Origin of the sequence: Lysobacter sp. (assembly GCA_013141175.1) — a bacterium.
Lineage (GTDB): Bacteria > Pseudomonadota > Gammaproteobacteria > Xanthomonadales > Xanthomonadaceae > Lysobacter_I.
This window is the reverse complement of record JABFRN010000001.1, coordinates 3,338,537-3,360,076: the sequence shown is the minus strand read 5'-3', so window position 1 is coordinate 3,360,076 and position 21,540 is coordinate 3,338,537. Positions and strand designations below refer to the sequence as shown.

The window sequence follows — 21,540 nt, the reverse complement described above, 5'->3', positions numbered from 1 at the left end:
TACGGCCCGTGATCGGAAACGATTCGCGGGCCGTTTTCATTTCCACGCATCCAGACCGGCCGCACTCGCCATGATCCGCAGATCCCTCGCTGTTTTCACTTTGTCTTGCCTGTTGCCGCTGAGTGTCCATGCCCAGAACACCCCACTCGGCCGCTGGCGCAGCATCGACGACGCCACCGGCAAGCCCAAGGCGGTGATCGAAGTCTCCGCAGCCGGCAACGGCACGCTGTCGGCGAAGATCGTTCAACTCATCGATACCAGCGACGGCCCGAACCCGCTCTGCGACGACTGCAGCGGCGCGCGCCACAACCAGCCGATCCTCGGCATGACCATCGCCTGGGGGCTGAAACCGCAGGGCAAGGCCTGGGGCGGCGGCCGGATCCTCGATCCCGAGAACGGCAAGGAATACTCGGTGAAGATGACGCCCATCGCCGGCGGCAGGAAGCTTGAAGTGCGCGGTTTCCTCGGCCTGTCCCTGCTCGGCCGCACCCAGACCTGGCTGCGGGAGTCGCCGTAGCGGCGCATGCGATAATCGCCGGCCGTTTCCACTGCCGGCCTGCCCCGCCCATGACTCGTTCCGCGCTCGTCACCAACGCCCTGCCCTACGCCAACGGCCAGATCCATCTCGGCCATCTGGTGGGCTACATCCAGGCCGATATCTGGGTGCGGGCGAGGCGCATGTCGGGCGACACCGTCCACTTCGTCTGCGCCGACGACACCCACGGCACGCCGATCATGCTCGCGGCGGAAAAAGCCGGCACCACGCCGGAAGCCTTCATCGCCGACATCCAGGCCGCGCACGTGCGCGATTTCGCCGCGTTCGGCGTGGTCTACGACCACTACGACTCCACCCACTCCGCCGGCAACCGCGCGCTGACCGAGGCGATCTACGCCGAGCTCGACGCCAAGGGCCACATCGGCCGGCGCTCGGTGCAGCAGTTCTACGACCCGGCCAAGGGCATGTTCCTGCCCGACCGCTACATCAAGGGCATCTGCCCGAACTGCGGCACCCCCGACCAGTACGGCGACAACTGCGAACAATGCGGCGCCACCTACGCGCCGACCGATCTGAAGGAGCCGCGCTCGGTGATCAGCGGCGCCACGCCGGAGATGCGCGAGTCGGAGCATTTCTTCTTCGAGCTCGGGCAGTTCAGCGATTTCCTGCGCGAATGGCTGGCCGGCCCCGTGATGGTGCCGGGCATGAAGGCCAAGCTGCAGGAATGGCTGGATTCCGACGGCGGCCTGCGCCCGTGGGACATCTCCCGCGATGCGCCCTACTTCGGCTTCGAGATCCCCGGCCAGCCCGGCAAGTATTTCTACGTCTGGCTGGACGCGCCGATCGGCTACCTCAGCAGCTTCAAGGCGCTGTGCGATGCCAAGGGCTACGATTTCGACGCGTTCACGAAGGCCGGCAGCGATGCGGAACTGCATCACTTCATCGGCAAGGACATCGTGAATTTCCACGGCCTGTTCTGGCCGGCGGTGCTGCAGGGCTCGGGTTTTCGTACGCCGACGCGGCTGCACGTGAATGGGTATCTCACTGTCGACGGCACGAAAATGTCGAAAGGCCGTGGCACTTTCATCCAAGCGCGCACCTATCTCGACAGCGGACTGCATCCTGAGGCATTGCGCTATTACTTCGCCACAAAAAGCAACGGTCAAGTTGAAGATGTCGATTTGAATCTGAGCGACTTCGTTGCTCGCGTGAACAGTGATGTTGTCGGGAAGTTCGTCAATATCGCAAGCCGCTGTGCTGGCTTCATCGAAAAACATTGCGATGGAATGATCGGCAGCGAATTTACGGCAGGAAATGGCGAAGAACTGTATTCAAAAACACTAGCAAGGCGCGATGAAATCGTTGCTTCTTATGCTGCAAACAATCCCGCAGCTGCGCTCCGCGGCATCATGGAAGCATGCGATGAAGCCAATGCGTACGTTGCCAATCAAGCACCATGGAAACTGGCAAAGCAGCTTGAAATCGATCCATCTGTGCATGGCGACCTTCGCGCCACTTGCACAACTGCATTGAATGCTTTCAGACTGATCAACGCTTACTTGAAACCGATTCTCCCCGACACGTCTTTGCAAGCCGAGTCTTTCCTTGCAGCCACTACCTCGCAGTGGAGCGACTTGGATGCCCCGCTACTGAATCATGCGATCAAGCCGTATGCAGCCTTGTTCACCCGAATCGACCCGAAACAGATCGAAGCCATGACCGAAGCCTCCAAAGAATCGATGAAGCCGACCGACGCCGCTGTTGTAGGAGCGGCTTCAGCCGCGAAGCCTGCGGACTCGGAAGAAAAGCTCGCGGCTAAAGCCGCTCCTACAAAAGCAGAGGCGACGAAGGCGGAGGCTGCAACGGGCGGATTCATCGGCATGGACGATTTCGCGAAGCTCGATCTGCGCATCGGCAAGGTGCTGGCCTGCGAATTCGTCGAGGGCTCGGACAAGCTGCTGCGTTTCGATCTGGACGCGGGCGAACTGGGCAAGCGACAGATCTTCTCGGGCATCCGTGGCAGCTACGCCGAACCCGAAGTACTCGTCGGTCGCAGCGTGGTGTTCATCGCCAATCTCGCGCCGCGCAAGATGCGCTTCGGCGTGAGCGAAGGCATGATCCTCTCCGCCGGTTTCGATGGCGGCGCGCTGGCGTTGCTCGATGCCGACAGCGGCGCCGAGCCCGGCATGCCGGTGCGCTGAACGGCGATGAGTACCCATGTCCATACCCGTCTGTTACCGCTCGCGTTGACCGCAATCTCGATCATCGCGCTCGCCTCCGGCTGTGCCGGCACGTCGACGGGCGATACGACCTCGAAAGAACCGCTGCCGGCCCCGCGCCCGATCGGCGGCGACCGCGACGCGCACGGCTGCCTGGCGCCTGCCGGTTACACGTGGTGCGCGCGCGAACGCGACTGCGTGCGGCCGTGGGAGCTGGCGAAACAGGCGAACTTCGAAAACACCGCCGAAGGATTCGCGGCGTACTGCTCGACAGCGGACAGCCCCACGACTCCGTGAGCGTCGACGTCCTCGAACGCCTCGACCGTATCCTGCCGCAGACGCAATGCGGGCAATGCGGTTACGCAGGCTGCCGGCCGTATGCGGAGGCGATGGCGCGCGGCGCGGCCGGCGTCGATCGTTGCCCACCCGGCGGCGATGCCGGCGCACGCGCGCTCGCACGCGTGCTGGGCGTGCCGGCGCAGCCCTACGACCGCACGCGCGGCACGCACAAACCCGGGCAGGTGGCGGTGGTGGTGGAAGCGGACTGCATCGGCTGCACCAAGTGCATCCAGGCCTGCCCGGTCGACGCCATCATCGGCGCGGCCAAGCACATGCACGTGGTGATCGAACCGCTGTGCACCGGCTGCGAGCTGTGCATTCCCGCGTGCCCGGTGGATTGCATCGTACTGGTCCCGCCTCTCGAATCGGAGCCGGGCTGAGTCGCGCTCAGCGCTTGCCGCGCGCGGTCGACGCCGGACCGCACGCCGCACATACGCGCTCCACTTTGTAACCCTTGGCGCGCAGCTTCTCGACCACGCCGTCGTCGCCGAGCAGATGCAGCGCACCGACCACGACCAGCGTATCGTCTTTCGTTTCGTCATCGAGCATGCGCTGCAGCTTGGGTACCCAGGCATCGTTGCGGGCGACATTGATCTTGCGATAGAGCTGCGGGTATTCCCGGCGCATATCGCCGGCCATTCCGTCCAACAGCTCGGCTGCATCGCCGCGACGCCACGCGGAATGCAGCTTCTCGATCTCGGCCTTCGCGTTCCGGGCTTCGCTCAGCGATTCGTCGAGGAACTGCAGTTGTTCGACTTTGCTCATGCCGTCGAACACCGCGATCTGTTCGCTGCCTTTTTCCAGACCCATCGTGGGCTTGGAGGTTTCCCCGGCGCGGCGGATGAAGTGCATATCGAGGCCGATCTTCGGGTCGAGTCCCTGCTTGTCCATTTCGATGAGCGAAATCGTCAGCCCGACGAACCACGGCTCGAACATCTGGAATGCCTGTGCGGGCATGCCCATTTTCTGCAACGCCTTGTCGTTGGCAGCGATCCAGGCGTCGAGTTTCGCGATGGTCGCGTCCGGCAATTCGCTGTTGAGCGGCGTGCGATCGGTGCGCAGCGCCGCCATGCCCATCGCCTGGCCCAGCTCGGGCGACAGCAATTCCTGCGGCGACAATTCGAATGCCAGTGCTTCGGCATCGTCGAAAGCCGCATCCACATCGGCCGACAGCGGATAGTCGCCCGGCTTCAGCATGTGGAACGAACCGAGCAGATACAGATCGTTGTCGGCATCCGACACTTTCCACATCAACGGCACCGGCGGCGCCGCCGTTGCGGTGCGCGACGAGGTGGCGGCATCCGCGCAGAGCGATGCCGCGGAAACAGCGAGTATGCCGAGCAGGACGGACTTGAACATCATGGCGTTCCTTGGAGTGATATCGATGGTGCGGCGTCAGTGTTTCACGCCGTAGCGCTTCTCGCCGGCGGTGATCGGCAGATCCAGCCGGTTCTGGTTCGGCGGCAGCGGACAGGTGGCGAACGGCGTGAACGCGCACGGCGGGTTGTAGGCGCGGTTGAAGTCGATCACGACCTTGCCTTTCGCATCGGGGCGCGGCACGTCGAGATAGCGGCCAGCACCATAGGTTTCGTGGCCGCTGGTACGGTCGGCGATGATCAGCGACAGGGTCGTTTCGCCCTGGTCCAGCGCCTCGATACGATAGGTCTTGCCATCGCGCTGGAATTCCAGCGCACCGGGATTCGGCATGTTCTCGGTGGTGCCGATGATCGTGGCGATCGGCAATGTGGTACCGGCAGGATTCGGGATGAAGGTCGCTTCGACGCGCCAATCGCGATCGGCCGGCCAGTAATCGATGCTCTTGAAATTCGTGCGCGTCGGCGCGTCGGCATGCTTCACCCGCAGTGCGCGATTGCCGCCGCGTTCGATCACGGTGAGCTTGCCTTTGCCTTCGTCGAAACCGAGCACGCTGGGCGAACCACTGCTGTCGTCCTTCAGCTCGACGCGGCCCTTGAACGGCTGGCCGTCCAAGGTCAGCGCGAGCCCGCGTTCGGGCGTGAAGAACACTTTCCCGTTGTTGCGCTGGAACATGCCCAGCGACTCCGGCCCCAGCGCGATACGGATACCGCTGCGCGCACCGCTGCCGACATAGTGCGACTGCAGCGAGAGCCAGTGCAGACCGATGAGACTGGACCAACCGTCGGGTTGGGTCAGGTCCTCCTGACGCTGCATGCGCCAGAGACTTTCTTCGGACAGATACCGTGCCTCGGCTTCGCTCAAGGGCGCATCGTCAGTCGCCTTCTTGTCGCCGCAGGCCGATACCGTCGCCAAGAGCAGCGACAAGGTCGCTGCACGCGCAAGCACGACTGCGGTTTTACGCATCTGGATCGTATCCATGTTCAACGCCCCCTCAAGAACCAGCGATCGATCTCGCCCAACGTGAATTTCGCCCAGGTCGGACGTCCATGATTGCATTGCCCCGATCGTTCGGTGGCTTCCATCTCGCGCAGCAGCGCATTCATTTCCGGAACACCCAGGCGACGATTGGCGCGCACCGCAGCGTGACAGGCCATCGTCGCCAACAGTTCGTCGCGGGCCGCTGCCACGCGCCTGGACTCGCCGTGCTCGACCAGATCGGCGATCACGTCGCGGAACAATGCCTCGACCTCACCGTCGGCAAGCAGCCCCGGCACGCCGCGCAGGGTCAGACTCTGCGGCCCGCTGCGGGTGATCTCGAAACCGAGCGCCGCCAGTGTGTCGGCCTCGCGCTCGGCGGTATCCGCTTCGCGCGCCGACACCGCGATGGTCTGCGGCACCAGCAGCGGCTGCATGCGCAGGCCGACGCTGTCGTGCGCGGTCTTGAGCTTTTCGTAGCCGATGCGCTCGTGCGCCGCGTGCATATCGACCACGATCAGGCCATCGGCGGTTTCGCTGAGCACGTAGATGCCGTGCAACTGCGCGATGGCGTAACCGAGCGGCGGCACGTCGCCATCGCCGGTTTCGGGCAGCGGGCGTACCGCAGGCTGCGGCGACGACGACAGCGCATACAGCGCGGTGTACGCAGCGCGGGTCTCGTCGACGCGCAGACCCAGGCCGCTCTGCGGCATCGGCCGGTTCCACTGCGGCATGCCACCGTTCTGCGCGGTACCGTTCGCGTAAGGCGCCGTGGACCCGGAAGACGCCAACGCGGGCACGCCATCGGCAACGCCGGCAACGATGCCGGCGCGGGTCTCGGCGAGCGCGGCGTGCAGCGTGCGGTAGACGAAATCGTGGATCGGGCGCGCATCGCGGAAGCGCACTTCATGCTTCGCCGGATGCACGTTGACATCGACCCGGCGCGGGTCGACTTCGAGAAACAGCACATACGCCGGCTGACGCCCGTGGAACAGCACATCGGCATACGCCTGCTTCACCGCGTGCGCGACGCTGCGATCGCGCACCGCGCGGCCGTTGACGTACAGATACTGTTGATCGGCGCTGGCGCGCGAATACGCCGGCTGCGCGATCCAGCCGTACAGACGCATGAGGCTGCCGCTGTCGGTGGGCAGTGGCGCGGCGTGATCGACCTGCAGCGCGTTCGCGAGGAATTCATCGCCCAGGGTTTCCGCCAGGCGTTCGCCCGAAAACAGCACGCCGCTGTCACCTTTGTAGCGCCGCAGCGGTTTGCCGTTGTGGCTGACGCGCAGTTCGACGTCGGGCCTCGCCAGCGCGAGCTGCCGCAGCCACTCTTCGATATGACCCAACTCGGTGCGCTCGGCGCGCAGGAATTTGCGGCGTGCCGGCACGTTGAAGAACAGGTCGCGGACTTCGACCGTGGTGCCTGCGGCCTGCTGCTTCGGCGCGAGATCGCCAACGCGACCGCCTTCGACCGGCAATGCGCTGCCGTGGTCATCGTCGCCGCGACGCGACGCGATGCTGAAACGGCTGACCGATGCGATCGACGGCAGCGCTTCGCCGCGGAAACCGAGCGTGGCGACGGCTTCGAGATCATCGAGCGACGCGATCTTGCTGGTGGCGTGGCGCTGCACCGCCAGCAGCAGTTCCTCCGGCGCGATGCCGCCGCCGTCGTCGCGCACCCGGATCAGGCGCACGCCGCCGTCTTCCAGATCGATATCGATGCGCCGCGCGCCGGCGTCGATGGCGTTCTCGACCAGCTCTTTCACCACCGAAGCAGGACGCTCGATGACTTCACCGGCGGCGATCTGGTTGATGAGGGTGTCGGGGAGTTGGCGGATGGTCACGGAAAGGAAATGGCCTGCGTTCTGCTGCGTGCAATGGTCGGTGATGTGCGCTGCACTGTCACCTGCGGATGCGCTCGAACTTCAGGACGCGGTCGCAGAGCCCGCCGGCGCTCGCGCGCAGCGTCGAACCGTCGCGCGCCTCCCAGACGAAGATGTGCAGGCCCGAGCCGATGTCGCGACTCGCCGGCCCGAGCGTCGCGACCAATGTCGACAGACTCATGTCGTCGCGCGCACGCTCGAACATGGCGCTGTCCTCGACCACGCGGCCTTCCACGACCAGTTCACGCATGTTGGCGAGCTTGTTGCGCTCGCAGTCGATATCCGATGCCGCTGTCGTCACCGGCGCGCAGCCGGCGGACGCGATCGCCATCAGCGTAACGACCATCAGTGGATATCGACACATGGGAAACCCGGAAGCCCAGCTACCGGGATGATACGTCAGCGTCGCGGGCACGACCGCCCGGCGTTGAGGATCAGGGACTTCCGCCCGTCGTGGCGGCAGGCTGGACCGCAGCGCTGGCCACGACCGTGCCTTCCAGCGTCTTGGCGCGAGCCGCGAAGATCGTGCCCGGCGGCGGCTGACGGGTGAAGTAGGTATTCACGCCATCGAGCACCGCGCGCGCGACCGTCCGCTGGTACTGCGGATCGATCAGGCGACGCTCTTCATCGGGGTTCGAGATGAACGCCGTTTCGACCAGCATCGCCGGCATGTCGGACGTCCGCAGCACCGAGAAATTGGCGCGCTCGATCCCGGGCTTGTGGTTGTTGCCGATGGTCTTCAGGCCGGAGAGCACGTGACCGGCCGCATCTTCCGACGCCCTCATCTGGCCGCTCTGGGTGAGATCGAGCAGCACCGAGGCCAGCGTGTTGTCGGGCTTGTGCGCACCGGCACCGCCGATCAGATCGGCGGCGTTTTCCTTGTCGGCCAACCAGCGCGCGCGCTGCGACGATGCGCCGCGCAGCGACAGCACGTAGACCGAGGAGCCCTTGGCAGCGCGGTTCTCGGCGGCGTCGGCGTGGATCGAGATGAACATGTCGGCCCGGGCCTGTCGCGCCAACTGGGTCCGCCGCGGCAACGGCAGGAACACATCGGTGTCGCGGGTCAGGTAGGCCTTGAGGCCGGGCGTGGCGTTGATCTGGCGGGCCAGTTCGCGGGCGATGGCGAGGGTCACGTCTTTTTCGCGCTTGCCGCTGGGACCGTGCGCACCGGGATCCTGGCCGCCGTGGCCGGCATCGATGGCCACGATCAGCGGACGGGTACCGACACGCAGATCCTGCAGGGACTTGCCGGTCGCAGCGGGTGGTTCAACGACCGCAATCACGGGCTTGGCAGCCGTGTCGGCAGGTTTGATCACCGCCACGGGCGCGGACGCAGATGGCACGACAGTCGCCAATGGTTTGGTTGCCGCAGGCGCGGTGACGGCAGGCGCGGTCAGTGCAGGCAGAACCTGATCCAGGACAGACGGCTGCTGCGGCACCGATGCAACCGGCGAAGTGGTTGGCGTGGGCACCTGCGCGGGTTTTGCCGCTACGTTGGCTGCTGGAGCGACGACAGACGACACGACCGGCGTGGATGTCGGGGCCGTCGATATGGGGGGCGTCGATACCGGGATCGCAGCGAGCGGCTTGGCGCCATCGCCCGGCCATTCCAGCACCAGACGCACGCCATCGGCACCGCGTTCCAGATGCGGCTTGATCGGCGCGATCGGTGAAGCGAGATCGAACACGATCCGGGTCGTCCCGGCGGTGGGCTTGCCGCTGCGCACGGCCTTGACCACGCCGACAGGCGCAGGCAACTGCAGGCTGCGGCCGGTGGCGGTATCGGGAAGATCGACCACGTAGCGGTCGGGGTTGGACAGCGTCATCGTACGGAACGCGACATCGCTCTGGAGCTGCAGTTCGGCGCGCGTGCCGGTGGCACCGTCGATCAAATGCAAGCCATTGATTTCATTCGCTTGCGCAAGGTTCCAGCACAGGGCGGCCAGCAATGCTAGGCCCAGGATGATTTGCTGGATGGTGGTCCCCTTCACGCGCATGGACGGTAGTCAACCACCCGGCGGGAAATTTTTCAAGCACTTTTCCCTTAATAATCCGTAACCTGCCGGAACTTCCTCTGCCGTGGCATCAGCAAGGGGTCGCAAGCCCATGCGCGGATGCCAAGCGAGACAGCCAGGACGCCCCCCGCGAGGTCATCGGCGACAGCTCACAGCGACGTCCGTCGCCGTCTATCGCCAGGCTAATCCGCAGATCGGCGACAGGCAGGGAATCGCCGCCCCGCTCCGGCCACTCGACCAGCCACAGCGCAGCGTCGACATCGTCCAAGCCCAGGAATTCCAGCTCGGCACCGTCGCCGATACGGTACAGATCGAGATGCAGACCCTCGCCTGTGGGCAACGGATAGCGCTCGACCAGAGTGTAGGTGGGGCTGCGGATCGCGCCGGTCACGCCCAATGCACGCAGCCAGCCGCGCGCGAGCGTGGATTTGCCCGCGCCCAGATCGCCCTGCAGATGGACCACGGCCGGCGTCGGTGCGGTTTGCGCAAGCGAACGCGCCAGACGTTCGGTGGCTTCCGCGTCCTGCAGATGCAGCACGACAGTCGCATATTCGACCGCGGCACTCATGCGCGCCGCACCGGATTGGCGAGACGTCGCAGATGCGGAAACAGATCCGACGGCAGCAGCCCGCGCTCGCCGCCGTCATGCGCAGCGGCATCGCCAGCAGCAGCGTGCAGCAATGTGCCGCAGACCGCGGCCTCGAAGTTCGAGCATCCCTGTGCGATCAGTGCGGCGATCACGCCGGTCAACACATCGCCCATGCCGCCTGTGGCCATGCCGGGATTGCCGGCATCGACGATCACCGGAATGTCGTTCGGCGCCGCGACCACGGTGCCCGCACCTTTGCAGACCACGACGCAGCCGTATTCGTCCGCCAATCGTTTCGCCGACGCGATGCGGTCCTGTTCGATGTCCGCGATGGCTGTCCGCAGCAGGCGCGCGGCCTCGCCCGGATGCGGCGTGAGCACCGCCATTTCCAGCGTTTTCGGCGACTTCGACAGCTGATTCAGGGCATCCGCATCGATCACCATCGGCAAGCCTTGCGCCAGTGCGGCTTCGAACAGCGCTTCGCCCCATTCGCCACCTCCCAGTCCAGGGCCGATGGCGATCACCGTGCAACGATCGAGCATGGGTTTGAGCTGCGCGGCGGACTCGACCGCGCGCACCATGGTTTCCGGACAGCGCGCCAGCAGCACCGGCACATGCTCGGCGCGCGTCGCCGCACCGACCATGCCGGCGCCGGCACGATGCGCCGCTTCCGCGCACAGCGCGACCGCGCCGCCGAAACCATGGTCGCCACCGATGCACAGCACGGTTCCGAAACTGCCCTTGTGCGCATTGCGCGCGCGCGGCTTGAGCCACAGCGGCAGCGCCTCCGGTCGGGCGATGCGCGCGGCCGGTTCGAGATCGTCGAAGACGTGATCGGCCAAGCCGAGCGTATCGATCACGACTTCGCCAACCGACGCGCGACCGGGCCCGGTGTAGAGACCGGGTTTGCCCGCGATGAAGCTCAGCGTGACGACCGCCTTGATCGCAAGACCCGGATGATGACCGCTGTCGGCATCGACACCGGAGGGGACATCCAGCGCCAGCACTGGCGAATCCTGATGGTTCAGCGCAGCGACGATGTCGGCGGCCATGCCTTCGAGCGGACGCTGCAGGCCGATGCCGAACAGCGCATCCACCCACACATCGGCCTGCGGGAGGCCGTCGTCGACGAGGAACGTCGCCGCTTCGCCGCCTGCCTGCACGAACGCGTCGGCGGCGCGGCGGGCGGCACCCGCCTTCACCTCGGCGCCCAGTCGCAGCACGAAGACATGGCGACCGGCGCTGCGCGCCAGTTCGGCCAGGACGTAGCCATCGCCGCCGTTGTTGCCGGGGCCGCAGACGATGCCGATCCGCTGCGCCTGCGGCCAGCGATCCAGCAGCAGACGCCAGGCGGCGAGGCCGGCGCGGGCCATCAGGTCGTCTTCATCCAGGCCGAAGCGCGTCATCGCCACCTGCTCGGCGGCGCGGATCGCGCCGCTGCGGTAGAGCTTCGGCAGATCGTGGAGGGAAGCGATATGCATGCCCGGATTCTATACTCGTGGCGTGATTCCGAGCACCGACATCGACCTGCCTGCCCTCGCACTGCGGATCAAAGCGCTGGCGGGCGAATTCGGCTTCCAGCGCTGCGGGGTCGCCGATGTCAAACTGGGCGAAGACGAGCAGCATCTGCACGACTGGCTGGCGCAGGGGCTGCATGGCTCGATGGCGTGGATGGCGCAGCACGGCGACAAGCGCAGCCGTCCTGCGGAGCTGGTACCGGGCACGCTGCGGGTGATCTCGGTGGGAATGGACTACGGCCGCGATCCCGACGAAGCCTGGGCCGCGCTCGACGACCACGGACGCGCCTATGTCGCGCGCTACGCACTGGGTCGCGATTACCACAAGCTGATGCGCAACCGCCTGCAGAAACTCGCCGATCGCATCGCCGGGGAAATCGGCCCGTTCGGTTATCGCGTGTTCGTGGATTCCGCACCGGTGCTGGAACGCGCGCTGGCGCGCAATGCCGGGCTCGGCTGGATCGGCAAACACACCTGCCTGATCGACAAGGACGGCGGCTCGTGGTTTTTCCTCGGCGAACTCTACGTCGATCTGCCGCTGCCCATCGATCCGCCGGCAGGCGCGCATTGCGGCACCTGCACGCGCTGCATCGACATCTGTCCCACGCAGGCCATCGTGGCGCCGTATCGACTGGATGCGCGGCGCTGCATCGCCTATCTCACCATCGAACACGAAGGCAGCATCGACGAAGCATTGCGGCCCTTGATCGGCAACCGCATCTTCGGCTGCGACGATTGCCAGCTGGCCTGCCCATGGAACAAATTCGCGAAGACCACCGACGAGCCGGATTTCCGCGCGCGGAACGACCTGGACACGGCGACGCTGGCGGATCTGTTCGCGTGGAGCGAAGCCGAATTCCTGCAGCGCACCGAAGGCTCGCCGATCCGCCGAAGCGGCTACGCGCGCTGGCTGCGCAATCTCGCGATCGCGCTGGGCAATGCGCCGACGACGCCGGACACCATCGGGGCACTGCAATCCAGAAGAGAGACCGACGATGCGATGGTGCGCGAGCATGTCGAATGGGCGCTGAAGCAACACTGCGCATAGGGTGCGCGTGTCGCGCGCCATCACTGTGATCGTCGCGAAAACCCGGTTCGCGGCACGCGCACCCTCACGAGCGATGTCTGATTTCCGACAAGAGCGCTCGCGTCACCGGATCGTCCGCCTCGACATCGCCCTGCAGCGCCGGCAGCAATCTGTTCGCGACCTGCTTGCCGAGCTCCACGCCGAACTGGTCGAACGCGTTGATGCCCCACAGCACCGACTGCAGATAGACGCTGTGCTCGTACAGCGCGATCAGCGCACCGAGCGACTCCGGCGTCAGCACATCGAGCAGCAGCAGCGTGCTGGGGCGATTGCCGGCATAGGCGCGATGCGGATCGTCGCTGGCCTGGCCGTTGGCGAAGGCTTCGGTCTGCGCGAGCAGATTCGCGAGCAAGGCCGCGTGATTGCTTTCGTGCGCATGATCGGCGCGGATCACGCCGATGAAATCGGCCGGCACGATCTGCGTGCCCTGATGCAGCGCCTGGAAGAAGCTGTGCTGGGTATCGGTGCCCGCCCCGCCCCACCACACCGGCACGGTGTGACCAGAGAGCGCAGCGCCATCGAGACGCGCCGATTTGCCGAGGCTTTCCATCACCAGCTGCTGCAGGTAATTCGGCAGCAGGCGCAGGCGTTCGTCGTACGGCAGCACCGCTTGCGAACCGGCGTGCATGGCGTTGCGGTTCCAGATCGCGGTCAGCGCATGCCAGGCCGCGACGTTGTCGCGCAGCGGCGTCGCCAACACGTGCGCGTCCATGTCCGCTGCGCCGGCAAGCAGTCGCTCGAAACCTTCCATGCCGATCGCCAGCGCGATCGGGAACCCCACCGCCGACCACAGCGAATAACGGCCACCGACCCAATCCCACATCGGCAGGATCCGGGACTCGTCGATGCCGAAGTCCGCGGCGCGCTGCACGTTCGCGCTGACCGCATACACGCGGCTGTCGTCCTGCAGCCAGTCGCGAACCACCGTGCCGTTGAGCAGTGTTTCCTGGGTGCCGAAGGTCTTGGAAATCAGGATCGCTGCGCTATGCGCAGGATCAAGCCTGGCCAACGTGCGGCGCACCGCATTGCCGTCGACGTTGGAGACGAAATGCACGCGCAGGCGCGGGCCGCCGACCGCATCGCTCAACGCATCGGCGACCAGACGCGGACCGAGATCGGAACCGCCGATGCCGACACTGACCACATCGGTCACGCCCGAAGCAAGCAGTTCTTCGACCATCGCCGCCATCCGCGTGCGCGCGGCGCGCGCCTGCGCCGCAGCTTCGCGCACGTGGGCGATATCGGAAAGATCGCTGCGCAGCGCCGTATGCAATGCTGCACGGCCTTCCGTGATGTTGACGAGGTGGCCGTCGAACAACCGGCGCACCGCAAAGGAGAGATCCGCCGCTTCAGCGATGTCGAACAGCGCATCGAGCGCCGGGCGGTCGTAATGCTGTCGCGCGAAACTGGCATAGAGCGGACCGACGCGGAGTGCGAAATCCTTCGGTCGCGCGGAATCGTCGGCGATCAACTGCGCGATCGGGACCTGCCGCAGGCGTTCGGCGTGAGGCTGCAGCGAATCGAACACAGTGTCGTGCGGGTTTGACATGTCGGGCTCATCGGGCTGCGGCGTGCGATGCGCGGATTCTGCCAGATCGTCGCCGTGCCGGCGGCGGCGGCCGGCATGCAAACGAAACCAGTGCGGATGCGCGTCTTGCGGCTCGATCCAGATCGACTCAGTAGAGCGCCTGCTCAACCGATCTCGAATTCGAGGTTGTCGATCAGCCGGGTCCGTCCGAGACGGGCCGCGATCAGCGCGACGCGCGGACCGGGCCCGGCATAGCGCGTCGGCTCGATGTCGGGCTCGGCCAGATCCGGCGTACGGATCGCGGCGTAATCCACCGAAAATCCGGCGTCGCCCAGTCGCAGGGCCGCGCCGGCTTCGACCGAAGCGCGCGATACCCCCGCCTGCAGCTGCGCGCGCATTTCCAACAGCGTCCGGTTGATTTCGGCGGCGACCACGCGATCCTGCGGCGACAGGTACTGGTTGCGCGAACTCATCGCCAATCCGTCGTCCTCGCGCACGATCTCGCCACGCAGCAGGGTCAGCGGATACGCCAGATCGGTGACCATCTGCTGGATCACCGCAAGCTGCTGGAAATCCTTCTTGCCGAACGCGGCGACGTCGGGCTGCACCTGATTGAACAGCCGCGCGACCACCGTGCAGACCCCGTCGAAATGTCCGGGACGGTGCGCGCCTTCCAGCACGTCGGCGACGCCCGGCACGCGCATGCGCACCGCGAGATCGACGCCGAAGGGATACATCGACTCCACCGTCGGCAGCCACAGCGCATCGCAGCCTGCGGCTTCGAGCCCGCTGGTGTCGGCTTCCGGCGTGCGTGGATAGCGGGTGAAATCCTCGCTTGGTCCGAACTGGGTGGGATTCACGAACACACTGGAAATGATCCGGTCGGCATGCCGCCGCGCCAGTGCGACCAGCGAGTAATGGCCGGCATGCAGATTGCCCATGGTCGGCACGAAGCCGATCCGCAGACCTTCGCGGCGCCAGCCGAGGATGCGTTCGCGCAGGTGGCGCAGTTCGACGATGGTTTCGATCATGGACGTGTTCGATGAGGTGAAATGTGGCGCGTCAGCCGGCGAGGACGCGAACCCAGGTGGCGTTGACCCAGCCCGAAGCGCAGGGACCGCGATATTCGCGCGCTTCGGGAACCGCGCGGGAGACGCCGCAAACGTCGGCGGCCTGTCCCTTGCGTGGGTAGACGATCGCCATCCATTCGCCGTCGCGCGATGCATCGCAGACGAAGAACGTGTCGCCTTCGCGCAGTCGATCCCGCATCGGGTAATCCGACCCCGGGCCGCCGCGCACCGAGAGGAAACCATCGCCCTTCGGATTCAACCCCGACACTTCGGCCCAACCGCCGCAGGCATCGATTTCTTCTTCCACGCCGACAACCACCGGAACGTCCCGCTTCGCGGCTGCAGCGGCGAACGCAAGCACCATCAGCGCAGCGGCGAGGCCCGTCATCGACGCACGGACAGGATTCATGAGTACGCATGCTCGGCGTCGGGGAACGATCCGTCGCGCACCGCTGCGCAATACGCCTGCACCGCGCCCGCGACCGAGCCGCCTGCCGCAAGGAAATCCTTCACGAATTTCGGTCGACGGTGGCCGCTGTCGAGGCCGAGCATGTCGTGCAGCACCAGCACCTGGCCGTCGCAGTGCGGGCCGGCGCCGATGCCGATGGTGGGAATGGCGCTGGCGGCGGTGATCGTCTGCGCGAGCGCGGTCGGCACGCATTCCAGCACCAGCAGCGACGCGCCCGCGTCTTCGACCGCGCGCGCGTCTTCGCGCAGTTTCGCGGCGGCAAGCGCCTCGCGGCCCTGCACCTTGAAACCGCCGAAGCGCAGCACCGATTGAGGGGTCAGCCCGAGATGCGCGGAGACCGGAATCTCGCGCTCGACCAGGTACCGGATCGCTTCGAGCTTGTGCGGACCGGCGCCTTCGAGTTTGACCATCAGCGCGCCGGCCTGCAGCAGCCGGGTCGCGGCGTCGAGCGCGCGCTCGGGCGTGGCGTCGGCCTGGAACGGCAGATCGGCGATGAGCAATGCGCGCTCAAGATGACTCGCGACCGCAGCGGTGTGATACGCGATGTCGTCGACCGTGACCGGCAGCGTCGAGGCTTGTCCTTTGACCACCATGCCGAGCGAATCGCCGACCAGGATCAGGTCCGCGCCGTTGCGATCGAAGACGCGCGCGAAGACCGCGTCGTAGGCGGTGAGCATCGCGAGTTTGCGACCGCTGCGCTTGGCATCGGCCAACGCGGGCACGGTCCAGGGCTTGTCTTCTCGAATGGCCATATGCGTCCAGAATGGGGCCGGGGGAAGAGGCCGGGGCGGCTAGCCTAGCAGTTCGGAGCGGACGCTTTCAGGCGTTTCAGCGTTCCACCAGCGACTCGATGCCGGCCCCGCCGACCAGCATCAGCGCGCGACGCGCACTACCCCTGCCCGGGATGTCGATATCGGACACCAGATCGAGCAGCGGGACCAGCGCGAATGCACGTTCGTGCAGATACGGATGCGGCACGTGCAGACCGGGCTCATCGATCACCCGCCCTCCGTACAGCAGGATGTCGAGATCCAGGACCCTTGGGCCCCAGCGACCGCTGCCATCGGCGGCACGCTCGCGGCCGAAGTCGCGTTCGATGCGCAGCAGTTCATCCAGCAGGACGCGCGCCGGCAGTGCGGTTTCGATGGCGACCACCGCGTTGACGAAATCGGCCTGGTGTTCCTGGCCCCAGGCGGGGGTCCGATAAAACCGCGAGGCCGAGACCAGCCGGCTGCGCGGCACGGTCATCAGCCGGTGCACGGCGGCGCGCAGCGTGACGGCGGAATCGCCGACATTGCCGCCGAGACCGACGAACGCCAGCACCGGACTGCGGTCCAGCGCCACCTCGGGGATGGGCTCGGACATCATCAATGCCCGACAGCGGCGGGACGCCGACGGCGGCGTCGGCGCGGACCGCGGGATTCGGCGGATTCGCCTTCCTCGTCCGACTGCACCGTCAAGGCGGCAACCTCGAGCGCATGGTCGGGGTCGCGCTGCGCCTCGGCCCAGAACGCGATGTCCTCGGCGTGGCTGTCGGATGCCGACTGGCGCAACTGCAGGAAATCATAGGCGGCCCGGAAGCGCGGATGCGACAGCAACCGGACCACGCGCTTGCGCTGACGCTGGGCGAACCGCGCCTGCAGCAGCCAGATCTCCTGCATCGGCAGCGAGAACCTGCGCGGCAGGGCCACGGTCGTGACCTGATGCAAGGTGACCCGATCGGCGGCGCGGCGCTCGGCTTCGGCCACATGCACGCCCTGCGCCTGCAGCATCGCGAGCGTGCGGCAGTAGGCCGGCCACAGCAGCAGCGCGAACAGGAATGCAGGCGAGACGGGTTCATCGGCGGCGATGCGGGCATCGGTGGCGCGCAGGCCCTCGAGCAGCATCCGCCGCAACGCACCGCTGCGATTGGAAGCCAACGCAACCGCCGTTTCCGGGAGCAGGCCCGCCAGCAGCCCGTGGGCTTCGAGCCCGAGGAAACTGGCCTCGGCGTGGCCGGACAGGAACAGTTTCAGGCATTCCTCGAACAACCGCGCCGCGGACGCTTCCTGCAGCAGCGATGCGAGTTTCGGAATCTGCTCGGCGCTTTCGTGATCGATCCTGAAACGCAGTTTGGCCGCGAGTCGCACCGCGCGCAGCATGCGCACCGGGTCCTCGCGGTAACGGGTTTCCGGGTCGCCGATCAGCTTCATCACCCGGTTGTTCACGTCCTCGAAGCCGCCGACGTAATCGCGCACCGAGAAATCGCTGATCGCGTAGTACAGCGCGTTGGCGGTGAAGTCGCGGCGGACCGCGTCGTCCTCGATGCTGCCGTAGACGTTGTCGCGCAGCACCCGGCCTTCCTGGTCCTGCTCGCGGTCGCCGCTGCCATCGTCGCTGTTGGCGCGGAAGGTGGCCACTTCGATGATCTCGCGACCGTACACCACGTGCGCCAGGCGGAAGCGGCGGCCGATCAGCCGGCAATTGCGGAACAGATGCTTGACCTGCTCGGGCGTGGCGTCGGTGGCGATATCGAAATCCTTCGGATGCTCGCCCAGCAACAGATCGCGCACCGCGCCTCCGACCAGATACGCCCCGTACCCGGCCTCATGCAGGCGGTACAGCACGCGCAGCGCGCTGGGACTGATGTCCTTGCGCGAAATCGCGTGTTGATCACGGGGAATGGTGCGCGGCGCGGTCGGCAGGAGTGTGGGATCGGTCATTGAAACCATGGTCGAAAGCGCGGGCGGGTCGGAGTCGGTTCGGATCCCCGAAGTCGGATCCCTGGATCCGGATCGTTGTTCATCCTCCGGAATGACCCGCTATACTAGCAGCCTGTCCGCCCCCCACCGCTTGCTGCGGCGAAGGGCGGATCCCTAGCGACGATTCCGGGCAACCATGTCCGCGCGTTGTCGATGGAGCGCAGTTCAACTGCTCCCTTCGTCTAGAGGCCCAGGACGTGGCCCTCTCAAGGCTAAAACACGGGTTCGAATCCCGTAGGGAGCGCCAACTCCGGGGCCCGCACAGCGATGTGCGGGCTTCGTCGTCTGGACATGGGGTGGTCCCGGCCGCTTCGCGTACCGCGCGCCTCGCCTTACACTGCCCGCCTGTCAGCTCTCGTTGCCCCGGATCGAACCATGCCTTTCGTCGTCACCGAAAACTGCATTAAGTGCAAGTACACCGATTGCGTCGAAGTCTGCCCCGTGGACTGCTTCCATGAAGGCCCCAACTTCCTGGTGATCGATCCGGACGAGTGCATCGACTGCACGCTGTGCGAACCGGAATGCCCGATCAATGCGATCTACCCCGAGGACGACGTGCCTGCGGGCCAGGAAAATTTCGCCGCGCTCAACAAGGAACTGTCGGCGGTGTGGCCGGTGATCACCACCCGCAAAGACGCCCTGCCCGATGCCAAGGATTGGGAAGGCAAGATCGACAAACTGCCGCTGCTGGAGCGCTGATCCGGCGCTGTCGGCCTTGATATCGTCGCAACGGAAACGGGCGCCTTTCGGCGCCCGTTCCGCATTCCGGCCATTGGAGCGGATCAGTTCTTGACCAGTGCCGCCCGCAGCGCCGCGATCACCTTGGAGGCGGCTGCGTTGTCGGCCGGCTGACCGCGCGGATCGACCGCCGAGACGTTGCTGCCGCTGCTGCCCTCGCTGATCCGGATCAGGAACTTCTGGCCTTCGTAATCGACATCGAATGCGCCCAGCAACTGCGCGCGGCTGGCGATGGTCAGGCCCGGCGTGGCGCCGAGCAGCTCGCCCACCCGTGCGAACACCGTCGCACGATCGCCGGGGACGCTGAAGCCGAGCGCACGCGTCGTCGGTTCGGCGCCGGGCAGCGAAGACCGCGTGACCGAACCGCTGGCGGTCGTCGCCAGGCTGCGCTCGGCTTCGGTCGCGTCGAACGCGGGTGGGAATTCGAGCGGACGCGCGTCGGTCTCCAGCGCGTACACGTCTTTCTTGTGGAACCAGCGGCAACCCGATGCGCCGATGACAGCGACGGACATCGCGACCACGATCGCGATCCTCGCGGCAAGGGACAGGGCATTGCGGTGGTTCGGACGAATCGATGACATGGGTTCTCCTCGGAAAAGCGGTGCGGGCAACGGGCCCGGAATACGGTGAAGGACAGCCGGCACGAACGTGTTCACCCGGCCCGTGCAGCGGGCGAAGCCGATGCGGCGCGTTCGATCTCGACGATCCGGTGGGAAATGACCTGGGCCCCGGTCGCGTGGACCGACGACAGCGCGGTCAACGGCAGGCGCAGGCCGTGGCCGATCCCCTGGCGCGCCAGGATCGCCTTGACCGGAATGGGGTTGGGCTCGATACCCATGAAATCGAAGATCGGCTGCAGTTCGGCCGCATGCGCGTGCGTGTCCGCGTGCCTGCCGGAACGGGCGAGATCGCAAAGCCGGCGCATGGCCGCCGGGATCACATTCGAAGCCACCGAGATCACGCCGTCGGCGCCGGCCAGCATCGCGCGCGCGGCGGTCGGGTCGTCGCCGGACAGCACCGCGAACGATGGCGAGCGAAGCGCGAGGAGTTCGGTCATGCGTCCGGGCTCGACGCTCGCTTCCTTGATCGCCACGATCCGTGGATGCGCGACCAGTTCGGCGACGGTGGCCGGCAGCAGATCGCAGCCTGTGCGCCCGGGGACGTTGTACAGCACCACCGGCAATGCGCCGTCATCGGCGATCGCGCGATAGTGCGCAATCAGGCCCGCCTGCGTCGGTCGCACATAGGGCGGCGCGACCACCAGCGCGGCATCTGCGCCCCACGCGGCGGCACGGCGGGTCATTTCGATGGTTTTCGCGGTATTCGGCAGCCCGGTCCCCGCCAGCACCGGAATACGTCCGCCAACCACGGCCACGGCACGGCGCAACAGGGTTTCGTATTCCTCTTCGGACAGGGCATTGGCCTCGCCGGTCGAACCGGCCACCACCACGCCCTGGGTTCCGGCCGCGATCTGCGCCTGGATGAGACGGTCCCACGCCGGAAGATCGAGTTCGCCATCGGGATCGCTGGACGCCGTGAACGGCGTCGCCAGCGCGGTGATGCTGCCGGACAGATGCACGCGGATACCTTGGAGTGCCTGGAGGGACGGCGCGGGAGTCCGGCGCCGGAGTTCCGGATGTTACTTGGGAAGGTCTGAACACTCCATCCTTCGCGAATACGCCCGGTGGCGGCAGATGGCATCATGCGCACCCGGCATGGCCCGTTCCCGGTCATGCGAATCAACCACTTGCATGCCGGCATGCGAACCGCCTGCAAGACCGCGCAGGCACCGCCCGCACAATCGTCAGACTTCGCTTGCGGCCTGAAACCACGGCCAAGTATGCTGGGGACGTCCGGACCGCGCATGGCGCGACCGGCCGTCGATCGAACCACTTCGCAACACTTTCCCTCGCCGCGGACGCCACCTTGACCGATTCTGCTACCGCCGCACGGCCTGCGCCGAACGAGAACTACCTGCTGATCAACGCCTATACGACGCATCCGCAGTCGCCCCTGTTGGCGGTGACCCGGAGGATCTCGGACAGCGGCTGCAACCTTGTCGACTCGCGCCTGTCCACGGTCGGCCGCGATGTCTCGGTCACCGCGCTGGCGGTAGGCCCCTGGGACGCCATCGCCAAGCTCGAAGCCATGCTCACCAAGCTGGAGCGCGAGGAAGGCTTCAAACTGATCTGGTATCGCACCGGCCCGAAGCCGCTGCAATCGAACCTGTTGCCGTACGTCGTTGAAGTGGTCGCCGCGGACAAGCCGGGCATCCTCTACCAACTGGCCGATTTCTTCGACCGCCAGGGCATCACCATCGAGAGCCTGCACTGTGCGCGCTACCGTGCGATGCAGACCGGCGCCGACATGTTTTCCGCGCAGGTCACCATCGGCGTGCCGGCGGACATGCACATCGCCGGCCTGCGCGACGATTTCCTGGAGTTCTGCGACCATCTGAACCTCGACGCGATCATGGACCCGATGAAGTTCTGAC

22 protein-coding genes and 1 tRNA gene are annotated in these 21,540 nt (G+C 66.2%); 8 read left to right on the top strand and 15 right to left on the bottom strand.

Annotated elements, in window-relative coordinates; all coding sequences use genetic code 11:
- Positions 1 to 70 precede the first annotated feature (70 nt).
- From HOP03_14800 to rnfB, 4 genes are read left to right on the top strand one after another with little or no spacing between them, the layout of a single operon-like run.
- Positions 71 to 517: a DUF2147 domain-containing protein gene (locus HOP03_14800; GenBank protein NOT89431.1), complete on the top strand. Its 447-nt coding sequence runs from the start codon at positions 71 to 73 to the stop codon at positions 515 to 517.
- A 50-nt stretch (positions 518 to 567) separates the two neighbouring features.
- Positions 568 to 2,697, top strand: coding sequence for a methionine--tRNA ligase (metG, locus tag HOP03_14795; protein NOT89430.1), 2,130 nt, complete (start codon positions 568 to 570; stop codon positions 2,695 to 2,697).
- A gap of 6 nt (positions 2,698 to 2,703) precedes the next feature.
- Positions 2,704 to 3,012 carry a hypothetical protein gene (locus HOP03_14790; protein NOT89429.1) on the top strand — a complete coding sequence of 103 codons (309 nt, stop codon included), beginning with the start codon at positions 2,704 to 2,706 and terminating at the stop codon, positions 3,010 to 3,012.
- Positions 3,009 to 3,434, top strand: coding sequence for an Rnf electron transport complex subunit RnfB (gene rnfB / locus HOP03_14785; protein NOT89428.1), 426 nt, complete (start codon positions 3,009 to 3,011; stop codon positions 3,432 to 3,434). The genes HOP03_14790 and rnfB overlap by 4 nt, the downstream gene beginning before the upstream one ends.
- Before the next feature lie 7 nt (positions 3,435 to 3,441).
- Here rnfB and HOP03_14780 read toward each other — a convergent pair whose 3' ends face one another.
- From HOP03_14780 to HOP03_14750, 7 genes are all read right to left on the bottom strand, one after another.
- Positions 3,442 to 4,413: a TraB/GumN family protein gene (locus HOP03_14780; protein NOT89427.1), complete on the bottom strand. Its 972-nt coding sequence runs from the start codon at positions 4,411 to 4,413 to the stop codon at positions 3,442 to 3,444.
- Between the two features lie 36 nt (positions 4,414 to 4,449).
- On the bottom strand, positions 4,450 to 5,409 hold the full coding sequence (locus HOP03_14775) for a DUF1684 domain-containing protein (protein ID NOT89426.1): 960 nt from the start codon (positions 5,407 to 5,409) through the stop codon (positions 4,450 to 4,452).
- Between the two features lie 2 nt (positions 5,410 to 5,411).
- Positions 5,412 to 7,253 carry a DNA mismatch repair endonuclease MutL gene (mutL, locus tag HOP03_14770; GenBank protein ID NOT89425.1) on the bottom strand — a complete coding sequence of 614 codons (1,842 nt, stop codon included), beginning with the start codon at positions 7,251 to 7,253 and terminating at the stop codon, positions 5,412 to 5,414.
- A 58-nt stretch (positions 7,254 to 7,311) separates the two neighbouring features.
- Positions 7,312 to 7,656 carry a hypothetical protein gene (locus tag HOP03_14765; protein ID NOT89424.1) on the bottom strand — a complete coding sequence of 115 codons (345 nt, stop codon included), beginning with the start codon at positions 7,654 to 7,656 and terminating at the stop codon, positions 7,312 to 7,314.
- A 70-nt stretch (positions 7,657 to 7,726) separates the two neighbouring features.
- Positions 7,727 to 9,289 (bottom strand): N-acetylmuramoyl-L-alanine amidase, encoded by a 1,563-nt coding sequence (locus HOP03_14760; protein ID NOT89423.1) that lies wholly within the window; start codon positions 9,287 to 9,289, stop codon positions 7,727 to 7,729.
- An 88-nt stretch (positions 9,290 to 9,377) separates the two neighbouring features.
- Positions 9,378 to 9,875, bottom strand: a complete 498-nt coding sequence (tsaE, locus tag HOP03_14755; protein NOT89422.1) for a tRNA (adenosine(37)-N6)-threonylcarbamoyltransferase complex ATPase subunit type 1 TsaE — start codon at positions 9,873 to 9,875, stop codon at positions 9,378 to 9,380.
- Positions 9,872 to 11,377: an NAD(P)H-hydrate dehydratase gene (locus HOP03_14750; protein NOT89421.1), complete on the bottom strand. Its 1,506-nt coding sequence runs from the start codon at positions 11,375 to 11,377 to the stop codon at positions 9,872 to 9,874. Before HOP03_14750 ends, tsaE begins: the two co-directional genes overlap by 4 nt.
- On the opposite strand from HOP03_14750, the gene queG reads away from it, so the two are divergent.
- Entirely contained in the window at positions 11,376 to 12,461 is a 1,086-nt protein-coding gene (queG, locus tag HOP03_14745; protein ID NOT89420.1) for a tRNA epoxyqueuosine(34) reductase QueG, read from the top strand. The genes HOP03_14750 and queG overlap by 2 nt on opposite strands.
- Before the next feature lie 64 nt (positions 12,462 to 12,525).
- Here the strand turns inward: queG and pgi are convergent, their stop codons facing one another.
- From pgi to pcnB, 6 genes are all read right to left on the bottom strand, one after another.
- Positions 12,526 to 14,049 (bottom strand): glucose-6-phosphate isomerase, encoded by a 1,524-nt coding sequence (gene pgi / locus HOP03_14740; protein ID NOT89419.1) that lies wholly within the window; start codon positions 14,047 to 14,049, stop codon positions 12,526 to 12,528.
- Positions 14,050 to 14,192: 143 nt separating this feature from the next.
- Positions 14,193 to 15,059, bottom strand: a complete 867-nt coding sequence (locus HOP03_14735; protein NOT89418.1) for a pantoate--beta-alanine ligase — start codon at positions 15,057 to 15,059, stop codon at positions 14,193 to 14,195.
- Between the two features lie 31 nt (positions 15,060 to 15,090).
- Positions 15,091 to 15,507, bottom strand: a complete 417-nt coding sequence (locus HOP03_14730) for an integron (protein ID NOT89417.1) — start codon at positions 15,505 to 15,507, stop codon at positions 15,091 to 15,093.
- Entirely contained in the window at positions 15,504 to 16,319 is an 816-nt protein-coding gene (gene panB, locus HOP03_14725) for a 3-methyl-2-oxobutanoate hydroxymethyltransferase (protein NOT89416.1), read from the bottom strand. The genes HOP03_14730 and panB overlap by 4 nt, the downstream gene beginning before the upstream one ends.
- Before the next feature lie 76 nt (positions 16,320 to 16,395).
- Positions 16,396 to 16,932, bottom strand: a complete 537-nt coding sequence (gene folK / locus HOP03_14720; GenBank protein ID NOT89415.1) for a 2-amino-4-hydroxy-6-hydroxymethyldihydropteridine diphosphokinase — start codon at positions 16,930 to 16,932, stop codon at positions 16,396 to 16,398.
- A 2-nt stretch (positions 16,933 to 16,934) separates the two neighbouring features.
- Complete coding sequence (gene pcnB / locus HOP03_14715; GenBank protein ID NOT89414.1) at positions 16,935 to 18,278, bottom strand: polynucleotide adenylyltransferase PcnB; 1,344 nt, start codon at positions 18,276 to 18,278, stop codon at positions 16,935 to 16,937.
- A gap of 201 nt (positions 18,279 to 18,479) precedes the next feature.
- Here pcnB and HOP03_14710 point away from each other — a divergent pair.
- Together HOP03_14710 and HOP03_14705 are read left to right on the top strand one after the other, a co-directional pair.
- Positions 18,480 to 18,555: transfer RNA gene (locus HOP03_14710), tRNA-Glu, on the top strand.
- A 128-nt stretch (positions 18,556 to 18,683) separates the two neighbouring features.
- Positions 18,684 to 19,007 (top strand): ferredoxin family protein, encoded by a 324-nt coding sequence (locus HOP03_14705; protein ID NOT89413.1) that lies wholly within the window; start codon positions 18,684 to 18,686, stop codon positions 19,005 to 19,007.
- An 83-nt stretch (positions 19,008 to 19,090) separates the two neighbouring features.
- Here HOP03_14705 and HOP03_14700 read toward each other — a convergent pair whose 3' ends face one another.
- Together HOP03_14700 and HOP03_14695 are read right to left on the bottom strand one after the other, a co-directional pair.
- Positions 19,091 to 19,558 (bottom strand): hypothetical protein, encoded by a 468-nt coding sequence (locus tag HOP03_14700; protein NOT89412.1) that lies wholly within the window; start codon positions 19,556 to 19,558, stop codon positions 19,091 to 19,093.
- 140 nt (positions 19,559 to 19,698) lie between these two features.
- A complete protein-coding gene (locus tag HOP03_14695) occupies positions 19,699 to 20,625 on the bottom strand; it encodes a 4-hydroxy-tetrahydrodipicolinate synthase (GenBank protein NOT89411.1) in 927 nt (308 codons plus the stop codon).
- Positions 20,626 to 20,972: 347 nt separating this feature from the next.
- Between HOP03_14695 and HOP03_14690 the strand changes: the two genes are divergently transcribed.
- Positions 20,973 to 21,539, top strand: coding sequence for a glycine cleavage system protein R (locus HOP03_14690; GenBank protein NOT89410.1), 567 nt, complete (start codon positions 20,973 to 20,975; stop codon positions 21,537 to 21,539).
- Position 21,540 lies beyond the last annotated feature (1 nt).

Excerpts from the sequence above, each read along its gene's own strand:
- HOP03_14750 (NOT89421.1), bottom strand. The coding sequence starts at position 11,377 with ATGCATATCGCTTCCCTCCACGATCTGCCGAAGCTCTACCGCAGCGGC.
- HOP03_14775 (NOT89426.1), bottom strand. The coding sequence starts at position 5,409 with ATGGATACGATCCAGATGCGTAAAACCGCAGTCGTGCTTGCGCGTGCA.
- HOP03_14790 (NOT89429.1), top strand. The coding sequence starts at position 2,704 with ATGAGTACCCATGTCCATACCCGTCTGTTACCGCTCGCGTTGACCGCA.
- HOP03_14765 (NOT89424.1), bottom strand. The coding sequence starts at position 7,656 with ATGTGTCGATATCCACTGATGGTCGTTACGCTGATGGCGATCGCGTCC.
- HOP03_14700 (NOT89412.1), bottom strand. The coding sequence starts at position 19,558 with ATGTCCGTCGCTGTCATCGGCGCATCGGGTTGCCGCTGGTTCCACAAG.
- HOP03_14705 (NOT89413.1), top strand. The coding sequence starts at position 18,684 with ATGCCTTTCGTCGTCACCGAAAACTGCATTAAGTGCAAGTACACCGAT.
- panB (NOT89416.1), bottom strand. The coding sequence starts at position 16,319 with ATGGCCATTCGAGAAGACAAGCCCTGGACCGTGCCCGCGTTGGCCGAT.
- pcnB (NOT89414.1), bottom strand. The coding sequence starts at position 18,278 with ATGGTTTCAATGACCGATCCCACACTCCTGCCGACCGCGCCGCGCACC.
- HOP03_14735 (NOT89418.1), bottom strand. The coding sequence starts at position 15,059 with ATGATCGAAACCATCGTCGAACTGCGCCACCTGCGCGAACGCATCCTC.
- HOP03_14780 (NOT89427.1), bottom strand. The coding sequence starts at position 4,413 with ATGTTCAAGTCCGTCCTGCTCGGCATACTCGCTGTTTCCGCGGCATCG.
- metG (NOT89430.1), top strand. The coding sequence starts at position 568 with ATGACTCGTTCCGCGCTCGTCACCAACGCCCTGCCCTACGCCAACGGC.
- folK (NOT89415.1), bottom strand. The coding sequence starts at position 16,932 with ATGTCCGAGCCCATCCCCGAGGTGGCGCTGGACCGCAGTCCGGTGCTG.
- HOP03_14730 (NOT89417.1), bottom strand. The coding sequence starts at position 15,507 with ATGAATCCTGTCCGTGCGTCGATGACGGGCCTCGCCGCTGCGCTGATG.
- tsaE (NOT89422.1), bottom strand. The coding sequence starts at position 9,875 with ATGAGTGCCGCGGTCGAATATGCGACTGTCGTGCTGCATCTGCAGGAC.
- pgi (NOT89419.1), bottom strand. The coding sequence starts at position 14,049 with ATGTCAAACCCGCACGACACTGTGTTCGATTCGCTGCAGCCTCACGCC.
- queG (NOT89420.1), top strand. The coding sequence starts at position 11,376 with ATGCCCGGATTCTATACTCGTGGCGTGATTCCGAGCACCGACATCGAC.
- HOP03_14760 (NOT89423.1), bottom strand. The coding sequence starts at position 9,289 with ATGCGCGTGAAGGGGACCACCATCCAGCAAATCATCCTGGGCCTAGCA.
- HOP03_14800 (NOT89431.1), top strand. The coding sequence starts at position 71 with ATGATCCGCAGATCCCTCGCTGTTTTCACTTTGTCTTGCCTGTTGCCG.